We start from the raw sequence: 11,278 nt of genomic DNA on the forward strand, positions 1-11,278 counted from the left end.
CCACGACGGGGCTCTGGTCCGTCGAGTTCGCGCCGGGCCTCGCCGGGGCGCTCGACGGGGGCGCGCGCAAGGTGCGGGACTGGACGGGGGCGGTCGGCGCCGTGGGCGTTTCCTTCGAGGACGAGGCCGCCTTCTTCAACGTCAACACGCCCGAGGATCTCGCGGCCGCCGAGGAGCGCCTGCGGTGAGCTTCGACACGATCGTCGTCGTCGACTGGTCGGCCCGCGCCGTGCCTTCGCCCGCGCGCCCGACGAAGGACGCGATCTTCATCGGCATCTGCCGCCACGGGCATCTCGCCACGCTCTACCAGCGGACCCGAACCCAGGCTATGCGCACCATCGCGGGCCTCGTCGACGGGGAACTAAGGGCCGGGCGGCGGGTGCTGGCGGCCTTCGACTTCCCCTTCGCCTATCCCGCGGGGTTCGCGCGCGCGGTGATCGGAGACGACGCGCCTCTGTCCCTCTGGGCGCAGCTCGCCGACCTCGTCGAGGACGACGACCGCAACGTCTCGAACCGCTTCGAGGTCGCGGCGCGCCTGAACGCGCGCTTCGCGGCGGAGGGGCCGTTCTGGGGCCATCCGGTGGGCCGGGCGACGCCGGGCCTGCCGTTCCGCAAGCCTCGCTGCGACGCCTTCCCCTTCGCCGAGCGGCGGCGGATCGAGACGCTGATCCCCCGCGCGAAGTCCTGTTTCCAGCTCATGGGCGCGGGTTCGGTCGGGTCGCAGGCGCTCCTCGGCATGGCGCGGCTGCACGGCTTGCGCGCGCGGTTCGGCGACAGCCTCGCGGTCGCCCCTTTCGAGCCGCCCGAGACGCCCATCGTGCTGGCGGAGTGCTACCCGGGCCTCATCTCGGAGGCGATCGCCGCCCGCACCCGGCCGGACGAGATCCCCGACAAGGCGCAGGTGCGCGTCCTCGCCTGGGCGCTTGGGCGCCTGCCGCCCGCCCGCCTCGACGCGCTCCTCCGCGAGGGCGATCCGGTCGAGGGCTGGATTCTCGGCCATGGCGCGGAGGCGGAGCTCGCCTCGGCGCTTCCCTGACTACTGGAGGTCGGCGAAGGCCGCCTGCATCCGCCGCACCGCCTCCTCCACGATGCTGCGCCGCGTGGCGAGGTTGAAGCGGTTGCAGAGCTCTCCGCCGGGGCCGAAGCCGGGGCCGGGGCTGACGCCGATCTTGGCCACGTCGCGGATGCGGGTGGCGATCTCCTCGGTGGTCATGCCGGTGCCGGAAAAGTCGACCCAGCCGAGGAAGGTCGATTGCAGCGGCATGGACCAGACGCCGGGAATGGCATTGATCCCCTCGTCGAAGACCTTCCGGTTGCCGTCGAGATAGACCACGAGGTCGTCCACCCAGGCCGCGCCCTCGGGGGAGTAGGCGGCCTTGGTCGCGACGATGCCGGGCGAGGCGGGCGCGTATTCCAGCATCTGAAGCCGCTTGGCGTAGGCCGCCCTGAGGTCGGGGTCGGGGATCATCGTGTAGCCGGTGCGCAGGCCCGGCAGGTTGAAGGTCTTGGACGCCGCGTTCATCGCGATGAGGCGGCCCGTGTGCTCGGGCGCGGCGACGGCCATGGGGACATGTTTCGCGCCCGGAAAGACCACGTCGGCATGGACTTCGTCCGAGACGAGCAGCAGGTCGTGGCGCGCGGCGAACTCGGCCACGGCGCGCATCTCGTCCGGCGTCCAGACACGGCCCGAGGGGTTCTGCGGCGCGCAGAAGAGGAGGACCTTCACGGAGGCGTCGACAAGCGCGTCCGCCACGTCGAAGTCGAGGACGTAGCGCCCGTCCTCGAGCGCCATGGGGATCTCGACCGGGCGGCGCTCGGCCCGGAGGGTCTTGTTCCGGAACTCGTGGTAGACCGGCGTGAAGAAGCAGACGCCGTCGCCGGGCTTGGTGAAGGTCTCGAAGACCATGCCGATCGCGTGGCCGAGGCCCTGCGTCGCCACGATCCAGTCGGGGTCCATCGGCCAGCCGTGCCGCGTCTCCTGCCACCAGGCGATCGCCTTGCGGAAGCCCGCGTCGTCCGCGCCGTAGCCGAAGGCGCCATGGTCGACCATCGCCTGCAGCGCCTCGAGCACCGGGGGCGCGGTGCGGAAGTCCGCGTCGGCGACCCACATCGCCAGCCCCTCGTCCGGGTTCACGCCGCAGAACTGCTCCAGCTTGTCCCACTTGATGCAGTGGGTGCCCCGCCGGTCGATGATCTCGTCGAACATGCCTTGCCTCTTCTTCCTGCCGCGACCGGCCGAACGTAGCGGCTTGCGCGGCAGCCGCAAGACCGGGGCGCGCGGCTTGCGGCGCGGGGGCGCTGCCGCTACATGAGAACCCATGAAAAGGCCCATTCTCATTCACCCGGACCCGCGCCTGAAGAAGGTGGCGGAGCCGGTGCGCGACGTCTCGGACGAGCTGCGCCGCCTCGCCGACGACATGCTCGAGACGATGTACGACGCGCCGGGCATCGGCCTCGCCGCGCCGCAGATCGGCGTCTCGAGCCGTCTGGTCGTGCTCGACTGCGTGAAGGAGGAGGGGGCGGCCCCGCGTCCGCTCGCCATGTTCAATCCCGAGATCGTGGCCGCGTCCGACGAAACGTCGGTCTACGAGGAGGGGTGCCTCTCGATCCCCGAGACCTTCGCCGACGTGACCCGGCCCGCCGAGGTGACGGTGCGCTGGATGGACCGCGACGGGAACCCGGCGGAGGAGACCTTCGGCGGCCTCTGGGCGACCTGCGTGCAGCACGAGATCGACCACCTGAACGGCAAGCTCTTCATCGACTATCTCTCGCCGCTCAAGCGCCAGCTCATCACCCGCCGGATGACGAAGCTCAAGCGCGACCGCGCGCGGGAGCAGGAGCGCGCGTGAGCGTCCTGCCGATCCGCCGCTGGCCGGACCCGGTCCTGTCGCGCCCCTGCGCGCCGGTGTCGGACGCGTCCGAGGTCGCGGCGTTGGCGCAGGACATGCTCGAGACGATGTACGCCGCGCCGGGCCGGGGCCTCGCCGCGCCGCAGGTGGGCGTGGCGCTCCGCCTCTTCGTGATGGACGTCACGTGGAAGGAGGGCGCGCCGTCTCCCGTCGTCTGCGTGAACCCCGAGATCGTGGAGAGCGCGGCGGAGCGCGTTGCCGGACCCGAGGGTTGCCTCTCCATCCCCGGCGTCACGGCCGAGGTGCCGCGTGCGCCCTGGATCGTGTTGCGCTGGACGACGCCCGAGGGCGCGTTGCGGGAGGAGCGGCTGGAGGGACCCGCCGCGATCTGCGCGCAGCACGAGTACGACCACCTCGACGGGATCGTGACCTTCGACCGGATCGGCGCCGAACAGAGGGCCGCGCTCGAGGCGGAATATGCCGGCTAGGCCCTTCGTGCCCTGGCCCGACAGGCGGCTCCGCACGGAGGCGGCGCCGGTGGGCGAGATCACCGATGCGGTCCGCGCGATCTGGGACGACATGATCGACACGATGGAGGCGATGCCGGGCGTCGGCCTCGCGGCACCGCAGATCGGCGTGATGCTGCGCCTCGCCGTCGTCGCTTGCAGCGCCGAGCGGGGGCGCGCCATCCGCCTCGCCGACCCCGAGATCGTCGCCTCCGGGCCCGGCACCTTCCGCTGGGAGGAGGGGAGCCCGAACCTCTCCGGCGTGAGTGCCGAGGTGGAGCGTCCCTCGCCCGTGACCGTCGCCTATACCGACGAGACCGGCGCGCGGGTCGAGCGCGTCTTCGAGGAGCTCTGGGGCGCCTCGGTGCAGCACCAGATCGACCATCTCGCCGGGCGGATGTATTTCGACCGGCTGTCCCGGACGAAGCGCGACATGCTGCTGCGCCGTGCGCGGAGGCGGGCCTGATGCGCGTCGTGTTCATGGGAACGCCGGACTTCTCGGTGCCGGTCCTGGACGCGCTGGTGGCGGCGGGTCACGAGATCGCCTGCGTCTACTGCCAGCCGCCCCGACCCGCCGGGCGCGGCAAGAAGGACCGCCCGAGCCCGGTGCAGGCGCGGGCCGAGGCACTGGGCCTTCCCGTCCGCCACCCCGTCAGCCTGAGAAGCGCCGAGGCGCAGGCGGAGTTCGCCGCGCTCGACGCCGACGCGGCGGTGGTGGTGGCCTACGGCCTGATCCTGCCGCAGCCGGTGCTCGACGCGCCGCGCCGGGGCTGCCTCAACATCCACGCGAGCCTCCTGCCGCGCTGGCGCGGGGCCGCGCCGATCCATCGCGCGATCATGGCCGGCGACGAGCGAACCGGCGTCTGCATCATGCGGATGGAGGCGGGGCTCGACACCGGCCCGGTGCTCCTGCGGACGGAGACGGCCATCGGCCCCGAGGAGACCACGGGCGAGTTGCACGACAGGCTCTCCGCCCTCGGCGCCGAGGCCATCGTCGCGGCGCTCGACCGTCTCGGCACGCTGACGCCGGAGGTCCAGCTCGAGTCAGGCGTGACCTACGCGCAGAAGATCGACAAGGCCGAGGCGCGGATCGACTGGACCCGCGACGCCGGGGAGATCGACCGCACGATCCGGGGGCTTTCGCCGTTTCCGGGGGCCTGGACCATGGCGGGCGGCAAGCGCGTGAAGCTCCTGCGGTCGGGGCTCGCCCAGGGTTCCGGCGCCCCGGGCGAGGTGCTCGCAGACGGAAGGGTCGCCTGCGGGAGCGGCGCCGTCGCGCTGAGGCAGGTGCAACCCGAGGGCAAAGGCCCTATGTCTGCCGAAGAATGGTTGCGCGGCGCCCGGCTGCCGGTCGGCTCGCGTCTGGGAGAGTGACATGATCCTGTTCTCGTTCTTCGGATCCCTGATGCTGGCGGGCATCGTCGCCTACCTCTTCGAACGCTGGGGCTGGTCGCATAACGGTCTCGTGCCCTCGGTCCTGATCACATGGGGCGCGGTGCTGGCCCTCTACTTCCTCAGGGCGCTCTTCGGGCTGTCCTTCGGGTCGCCCGGCCTCGACGCGATCATCGGGTCGGTCGCGGCGCTGGTGCTCGTGCCGACCGAAGTGGCCTACCGCCGCAAGCAGAAGCGGAACCGCCGCTGAGGCGTCATGCCGCGCCGCAGCGCTTGCGCTCGGCGGCGCAGCAATCTATCCCGTGGGGCGAGTGAGACGAAACAAGATTTCGCGAAGGGATCCCCATGAGCTTCCGCATCCAGCCGCAACCCGTCGCCCGCCCCAATCGCTGCCAGCTCTTCGGCCCCGGCTCGCGGCCCGCGATCTTCGAGAAGATGGCGGCGAGCGACGCGGACGTGATCAACCTCGACCTAGAGGATTCCGTCGCCCCCGACGACAAGCCGCAGGCGCGCAGGAACGTGATCGAGGCCATCGGCGGCGTGGACTGGGGGCGCAAGACGCTGAGCGTGCGGATCAACGGGCTCGACAGCCCCTACTGGTATCGCGACGTGGTCGACCTGCTGGAGCAGGCCTCCGAACGGCTGGACCTCATCATGATCCCGAAGGTCGGCAACGCCTCGGACATCTACGCGGTCGATGCGCTCGTCTCCTCCGTCGAGGCGGCGATGGGCCGGACCAAGCGCATCGGCTTCGAGGTCATCATCGAGAGCGCGGCGGGCATCGCCCATGTCGAGGAGATCGCCGCCGCCTCGCCCCGCCTCCAGGCCATGAGCCTCGGTGCGGCGGACTTCGCCGCCTCGATGGGGATGCAGACCACCGGCATCGGCGGCACGCAGGAGAACTACTACATGCACCGCGAGGGCCAGAAATACTGGTCCGATCCCTGGCACTGGGCGCAGGCCGCGATCGTGGCCGCCTGCCGGACGCACGGCGTCCTGCCCGTGGACGGTCCGTTCGGCGACTTTTCGGACGACGAGGGTTTCCGGGCGCAGGCGCGCCGCTCGGCCACGCTCGGCATGGTGGGCAAATGGGCGATCCACCCCAAGCAGGTGGCGCTTTCGAACGAGGTCTTCACGCCCTCGGAGGCCGCCGTCACCGAGGCGCGCGAGATCCTCGCCGCGATGGAGAAGGCCAAGGCCGAGGGCGCCGGCGCCACGGTCTACAAGGGGCGCCTGGTCGACATCGCCTCGATCAAGCAGGCCGAGGTGATCGTGAAGCAGGCCGAGATGATCGCCGCGGGGTGACATCGGGCCGCACCGCGCCGGTTGGCCGGCGGAGGAGCAAATCAGGCAACCGGAACCCAGATCTCCGTGACGTTGTCCTCGGGCGCGGTTTCGTAGGTGTCGCTCACGTAGACCTCGAAGGGAACGGCGTCGCGGAGCGTCAGGCCCGCCTCGGGAATCGCGCGCGCATAGGTCCAGGACCAGGCCTCGGGCAGGCGGCTGAACGGCCCCTTGCAGGTGCAGACCAGGAAACGCCCGCCCGGCAGGACGACGCGGTCCATCCCCTCGGGCACCTCGGCGCCGGGCGCGAGCCGCTGGCCCGCATGGGCGCGCAGCGCCTCGGCCGGGGTCTCGGAAGGATCGTCGTAGTAGAGCCCGTAGGAGGGGCCGGAGCCCGCGATGAGACCGGCGGCGCCGAGCCTCCGCATCAGCGCCTCGAAGGCCGTCCCGATCTCCTGGTAGGGGCCGGTGTGCGGAACGGCGGCGAGGACTGTGTCCTCGGCCTCGCGGATTTCGGTGGGGAACATCGTGAAGGGTCCTTTCGCTGGAGGGAGGAGGGGTGGCGGAATTCTGCGCCCCCGCCGGACCTGCGCGGGCGTGGCGCCGAAGGCGGCGGCGAAGGCGCGTTCGAAGCTGCGCATGTGGCCGAAGCCGGTGCGGGCGGCGATGGCGGCGAAGGGATCGCGCGTGCCGACGACGAGAAGCGCGGCGCGGTTCAGGCGGATGCGGCGCACCGCCTCGGCCACGCCCTCGCCGGTCTGGGCGCGGAAGACGCGGCTGAAGTGGAAGCGCGACAGCGCCGCGACGTCGGCCAGCGCGTCGAGGCTGAGGTCGCCCGCAAGCTCCGCCTCGATGTGGCGGAGGGTCCGGGCGATGCGGGCGTCGTGGTCCGACGCGGATTTCGGGGCGATCTGGTCCATGCCCGGAAGGCTAGCACCGCCAGGCGCGACAAATCTTGCCGAGTTGCATCCACGCCCCGCCGCCGTCATATACCTGCAGCCGGATGAGCGAGGATGCGCGCGATGAACTATCTCGACTTCGAGAAACCGCTGGCCGAGATCGAGGGCAAGGCCGAGGAGCTTCGCGCGCTCGCTCGCCGCAACTCCGAGATGGACGTGGAGCAGGAGGCCGCCGCCCTCGACAAGAAGGCCGCGGACATGCTGCGCGACCTCTACAAGAACCTCTCGCCCTGGCGGAAATGCCAGGTCGCGCGCCACCCCGACCGGCCGCATTGCTCGGACTACATCGACGCGCTCTTCACCGAGTTCATGCCGCTCGCCGGCGACCGGAACTTCGCCGACGACCACGCCGTGGTGGGCGGCCTCGCGCGGTTCGACGACACGCCCGTGGTGGTGATCGGCCACGAGAAGGGCAGCGACACCAAGACCCGGATCGAGCGCAACTTCGGCATGGCGCGGCCCGAGGGCTACCGCAAGGCCGTGCGCCTCATGGACCTCGCCGACCGTTTCGGCCTGCCGGTCGTGACGCTGGTGGACACGCCCGGCGCCTATCCCGGCAAGGGCGCGGAGGAGCGCGGGCAGTCCGAGGCCATCGCGCGCTCGACCGAGAAGTGCCTCCAGATCGGGGTGCCGCTGATTTCCGTCATCATCGGCGAGGGGGGCTCGGGCGGCGCGGTCGCCTTCGCCACCGCCGACCGTCTCGCCATGCTGGAGCATTCGGTCTACTCGGTCATCTCGCCCGAGGGCTGCGCCTCGATCCTCTGGAAGGACGCCGAGAAGATGCGCGAGGCGGCCGAGGCGCTGCGCCTGACCGCGCAGGACCTCCACAAGCTCGGCGTCTGCGACGTCGTCATCAAGGAGCCGCTCGGCGGCGCGCAGCGCGACCCCGAGGCCACGATCGCCGAGGTCGGCAAGGCGATCCGCTCGATGCTCGCGCAGATGAAGAGCGCCGACCGGAAGAAGCTGGTCGCCTCCCGGCGGCGCAAGTATCTCGACATGGGGATGAAGGGCCTGGCCGCGTGATCGGGCGGCGCGCGGCGATGCTCGGCGCCGCCGCGCTGACCCTCGCCCGCCCGGACGCCGCGATGGGAGGGCCGGAGGACATGATCCCCGTGACGGAAGCCGACTGGTCCTACCTCGCCGACACGGTGATGGGCGGGGTCTCCGAAGGGCAGGCGCGGATCGAGGACGGCGCGCTGCGGCTGACGGGACGCGTCTCGACCGCGAACAGGGGCGGCTTCATCCAGGTGCGGACGGAGCTGCGAGCCCCCGGCGATGCGGAAGGCCTCCGCATCCGGGTGCGCGGCAACGGCGAGGACTACTTCATCCACCTGCGCACCGCGCGCACGCGCCTGCCGTGGCAGTACTACCAGGCCCGCTTCCCGACCGCCCCCGACTGGCGGGACGTGACCCTCGGCTGGGAGGACTTCGCGGCGTCGGGCGGTCTCCTGCCCACGCGTCCCGCGCCTGGCGACATCCGCTCCCTCGGGCTGGCGGCCTATGGCCGCGACCATGACGCGGACGTGTCCATGGCGGCCTTCGGCTGGGCTTGAGAAACCTGCGGAAGCCGGTTTCCGGTCGCGCTTTGGAAATCCGGCGCCTTCGCCTCGGGCCCGAGTTCTTCCGCGCACGCCATCCTACGCGATTGAAAGAAGGCTAAAGTTCTTCAGAGATCGTTCGCCGTTTTCGTAAACAGTCTGTCAACGAATTTGTGTCCGCCACGAGATTGCCCCAGTTGCCTTGATTGCGCCATATTCCGGCGGGGGCCGAGATTACGCGCCCGTTCAAGCATTGGTGCATTTTTATGAGCTACTTCGAATACAAGGTCATTCCCGCTCCATCCCAGCGTCGGCGCGGCCAGAAGCGCGTCGACGGAATGGACAAGTACGCCAGCACGATCTCGGACATCCTGACCGAGATGGGGCTGGAGGGCTGGGATTTCATCGGCGCGGAGGCGATGACAGAGCGTCGCCGCAAGTTCCTGTTCCTGATCACCGACATCGAGCGGACGATCATGGTCTTCCGCAGGCCCGCACGGCTCCACGAGGAGAACCTCGACCTGAAGCCGCCGGTCGTGGAGCCGCGCCGCGTCCGCCGTCCGGACCTCGTCGCCGAGGTCGCATCGGGAGCGCGGCGCATCCCCGTCACGCCCGTCGAGCGGGCGGAGCGCAAGGACGAAGCAGCGGAATCCGGCAGCGCCATCGCCGCCGAATAGGCCGCTACCAGAAGCGGGGCCGGGCGTAGTCCTCGTAGCCGGTGTCGTAGCTCTCGGCGTCGAAGCCTTCGTCCTGTTCCCGCAGGAATTCGCCCGCCGTGGGAAGCCCCGCGGCGGGGTCCCGCGTCCAGAGGCCCGAGCGCATGAGGGCCTTCGCGCACTGAAAATAGACCTCGCCGACCGAGATCACGACGACGCTGCGCGGGGACAGGCCCTTGCGCGCGAAGGCATCACGGACCTCCGCCTCGTCGGTGAGGAAGGCCGTGCCGTTCACGCGGACGACGTTGTTGGCGCCCGTCACCATGAACATCAGCGACACGCGGCCGTCCCGCACGATGTTGCGGAGCGAATCGAGGCGGTTGTTCCCGCGCCAGTCCGGCAGCCAGAGGGTGCGGTCGTCCACGATCCGCACCACCGGCCCGTCGTCGCCGCGCGGCGTGGCGTCGGTGCCCTCGGGGCCGACCGTCGACAGGATGCAGAAGCGCGACGCCTCGATCCAGCGGCGGTAGAGCGGCGTCACATGGGAAACCACCTTGGTTCGCGCCGCCGGCACCACCGCCTCGTAAAGCGCCTCGAGCGCCGCGATGTCCTCAACCCTCCGCATCGAAGCCCGCCTCCTTCATCAGCCGGTTGGACGCCGTCTCCACCCGCTCCTCCAGCTCCTGCATGAAGGCGGTGGAGGTCTTGCCGGGCGCGATCGGCTCGAGGAACTCGACCACGGCGAGGCCGGGCTTGCGGTAGATGCCGTGGCGCGGCCAGAAGACGCCCACGTTGGTCGCGGCCGGAACGCAGGGCTGCCCGGTCTGCTCGTAGAGGATCGCGGTCCCGATCTTGTACGGGATCTTGACCCCCGGCGCGACGCGGGTGCCTTGCGGATAGATGATGAGCTGCCCCGGGTCCTGCACGCCGGCCTTCACGCCCGCCATCATCTGCTGGATCGCCTGCGCGCGGCGCCCCCGGTCCACCGGCACGCACCCGATGCGGAGCGCGTACCAGCCGAGGATGGGCGCCCAGCGGAGCTGCTTCTTCATGATGAATTTCGGCCGCGGCACCTCGGAGACGATGATGATGATGTCCAGGAAGCTCTGGTGCTTGGCCGCGATCAGTACCTCGCCCTGCGGAGGCGTGCCGCGCACCTCGGTCTTCAGGCCCACCATCCAGGACGCGGTCCAGCGCACCCAGCGCGTGTAGGCATGGACGCCCGCGAAGGCGCCGCGCCGGTCGACGATTGCCCAGGGCGTGAAGAAGACGGCGAGGACCGCCATCATCAGGTACATCTGGCCCACGAAGACGAGCGAGCGCAGCCACTGGATCATTGCAGGGCCCTCAGCGTGCGATAGGCCGCGATGCGTGTCGCGGCGAAGGCGACGAGCGCGGCGAGCGGCGGGATCAGGAGCGGCAGGGCCCAGCCCGCGCCGGTGAAGCCGAGGCCCGTCAGGAAGCCGCCCGCCTCGTCCGCGCCGGGCAGGAGCGCCACGGCGAGGAGACCCGCCGCCGTTCCCCCCGCCGCGCCGCCGAGCGCGCGCAGCGTGAAGCGCCGGACGAAGGCGCGGGCGATGTAGGCGTCCCGCGCGCCGACGAGGCGGAGGACGCGGACAACCTGCTCGTTGGCCGAGAGCGCCGCCTGCGCGGCCAGCGTCACCATCGCCCCCGTCGCCCCCGCGATCAGGAGGAGCGAGACCCAGCCCAGCAGCCTCAGCCGTCCCGCGGCCTCCACCATCGGGCGGCGCCAGCGCGTGTGATCGTCGAGCACGGCGCCGGGCACCTCCGCGGCGAGGCGCTGGCGCAGGCCGTTCGCGTCGTAGCCCTCCGCCGTCTCGACGATCTCGACGAGGCGCGGGATCGGCAGGTCCTCCACCGGCAGTTCCGGCCCGAACCACGGCGTCAGGAGCGCGCGCTGCTCCTCGTCGGTGATGACGCGGGCCCCCGCGATGCCCGGCGTCTGCTCCAGAACGGCGAGCGCGGCGCGCGTCTGCGCCTCGAGCTCGACGGCGGGGGCGGAGATGCGGATCGTCGAGGACTGCGCCAGCGCGGAGGACCAGCGCTCGGCCAGCCGGCCCGAGGCGAGCGACA

General features: G+C 71.0%; 15 protein-coding genes and 1 pseudogene. 11 read left to right on the top strand and 5 right to left on the bottom strand.

Annotated features, from left to right (window positions below):
- Nucleotides 1-188: pseudogene (locus tag ACTS11_RS07250) on the top strand (molybdenum cofactor guanylyltransferase MobA); the annotation flags it as partial.
- Nucleotides 185-1,036 carry a molybdopterin guanine dinucleotide synthesis gene (locus ACTS11_RS07255; protein ID WP_442639659.1) on the top strand — a complete coding sequence of 284 codons (852 nt, stop codon included), beginning with the start codon at nucleotides 185-187 and terminating at the stop codon, nucleotides 1,034-1,036. The pseudogene ACTS11_RS07250 and the gene ACTS11_RS07255, both read left to right, overlap by 4 nt.
- Here the strand turns inward: ACTS11_RS07255 and ACTS11_RS07260 are convergent, their stop codons facing one another.
- Nucleotides 1,037-2,206, bottom strand: coding sequence for a MalY/PatB family protein (locus tag ACTS11_RS07260; RefSeq protein ID WP_442639660.1), 1,170 nt, complete (start codon nucleotides 2,204-2,206; stop codon nucleotides 1,037-1,039).
- 112 nt (nucleotides 2,207-2,318) lie between these two features.
- Here ACTS11_RS07260 and def (ACTS11_RS07265) point away from each other — a divergent pair, with 112 nt between their 5' ends.
- The 6 genes from def (ACTS11_RS07265) (at nucleotide 2,319) to ACTS11_RS07290 (ending at nucleotide 6,052) form a co-directional block, all read left to right on the top strand.
- A complete protein-coding gene (gene def, locus ACTS11_RS07265) occupies nucleotides 2,319-2,849 on the top strand; it encodes a peptide deformylase (protein ID WP_442639661.1) in 531 nt (176 codons plus the stop codon).
- The gene (gene def, locus ACTS11_RS07270; RefSeq protein WP_442639662.1) at nucleotides 2,846-3,337 is read left to right on the top strand and encodes a peptide deformylase; all 492 of its coding nucleotides are present in this window, start codon (nucleotides 2,846-2,848) and stop codon (nucleotides 3,335-3,337) included. The genes def (ACTS11_RS07265) and def (ACTS11_RS07270) overlap by 4 nt, the downstream gene beginning before the upstream one ends.
- The gene (gene def / locus ACTS11_RS07275) at nucleotides 3,327-3,821 is read left to right on the top strand and encodes a peptide deformylase (protein ID WP_442639663.1); all 495 of its coding nucleotides are present in this window, start codon (nucleotides 3,327-3,329) and stop codon (nucleotides 3,819-3,821) included. Before def (ACTS11_RS07270) ends, def (ACTS11_RS07275) begins: the two co-directional genes overlap by 11 nt.
- Nucleotides 3,821-4,729: a methionyl-tRNA formyltransferase gene (fmt, locus tag ACTS11_RS07280; RefSeq protein WP_442639664.1), complete on the top strand. Its 909-nt coding sequence runs from the start codon at nucleotides 3,821-3,823 to the stop codon at nucleotides 4,727-4,729. The genes def (ACTS11_RS07275) and fmt overlap by 1 nt, the downstream gene beginning before the upstream one ends.
- 1 nt (nucleotide 4,730) lies before the next feature.
- Nucleotides 4,731-4,997, top strand: coding sequence for a hypothetical protein (locus ACTS11_RS07285; protein WP_442639665.1), 267 nt, complete (start codon nucleotides 4,731-4,733; stop codon nucleotides 4,995-4,997).
- Nucleotides 4,998-5,092: 95 nt separating this feature from the next.
- A complete protein-coding gene (locus ACTS11_RS07290) occupies nucleotides 5,093-6,052 on the top strand; it encodes an L-malyl-CoA/beta-methylmalyl-CoA lyase (protein WP_442639666.1) in 960 nt (319 codons plus the stop codon).
- A gap of 41 nt (nucleotides 6,053-6,093) precedes the next feature.
- Here the strand turns inward: ACTS11_RS07290 and ACTS11_RS07295 are convergent, their stop codons facing one another.
- On the bottom strand, nucleotides 6,094-6,951 hold the full coding sequence (locus tag ACTS11_RS07295) for an AraC family transcriptional regulator (RefSeq protein ID WP_442639667.1): 858 nt from the start codon (nucleotides 6,949-6,951) through the stop codon (nucleotides 6,094-6,096).
- Nucleotides 6,952-7,053: 102 nt separating this feature from the next.
- Between ACTS11_RS07295 and ACTS11_RS07300 the strand changes: the two genes are divergently transcribed.
- From ACTS11_RS07300 to ACTS11_RS07310, 3 genes are all read left to right on the top strand, one after another.
- Nucleotides 7,054-8,013, top strand: a complete 960-nt coding sequence (locus tag ACTS11_RS07300; protein ID WP_442639668.1) for an acetyl-CoA carboxylase carboxyltransferase subunit alpha — start codon at nucleotides 7,054-7,056, stop codon at nucleotides 8,011-8,013.
- Nucleotides 8,010-8,543: a CIA30 family protein gene (locus ACTS11_RS07305; protein ID WP_442639669.1), complete on the top strand. Its 534-nt coding sequence runs from the start codon at nucleotides 8,010-8,012 to the stop codon at nucleotides 8,541-8,543. Before ACTS11_RS07300 ends, ACTS11_RS07305 begins: the two co-directional genes overlap by 4 nt.
- Before the next feature lie 251 nt (nucleotides 8,544-8,794).
- Entirely contained in the window at nucleotides 8,795-9,205 is a 411-nt protein-coding gene (locus ACTS11_RS07310) for a hypothetical protein (protein WP_442639670.1), read from the top strand.
- 4 nt (nucleotides 9,206-9,209) lie between these two features.
- Here the strand turns inward: ACTS11_RS07310 and ACTS11_RS07315 are convergent, their stop codons facing one another.
- The 3 genes from ACTS11_RS07315 to ACTS11_RS07325 form a co-directional block, all read right to left on the bottom strand.
- Nucleotides 9,210-9,809, bottom strand: a complete 600-nt coding sequence (locus ACTS11_RS07315; protein WP_442639671.1) for a pyridoxamine 5'-phosphate oxidase family protein — start codon at nucleotides 9,807-9,809, stop codon at nucleotides 9,210-9,212.
- Complete coding sequence (locus tag ACTS11_RS07320) at nucleotides 9,796-10,521, bottom strand: lysophospholipid acyltransferase family protein (RefSeq protein WP_442639672.1); 726 nt, start codon at nucleotides 10,519-10,521, stop codon at nucleotides 9,796-9,798. The genes ACTS11_RS07315 and ACTS11_RS07320 overlap by 14 nt, the downstream gene beginning before the upstream one ends.
- A partial coding sequence (locus tag ACTS11_RS07325; protein ID WP_442639673.1) for a cell division protein FtsX occupies nucleotides 10,518-11,278 on the bottom strand: 761 nt, incomplete at its 5' end. The genes ACTS11_RS07325 and ACTS11_RS07320, both read right to left, overlap by 4 nt.

This window comes from Roseicyclus sp. (genome assembly GCF_052168335.1).
GTDB lineage: Bacteria > Pseudomonadota > Alphaproteobacteria > Rhodobacterales > Rhodobacteraceae > Roseibacterium.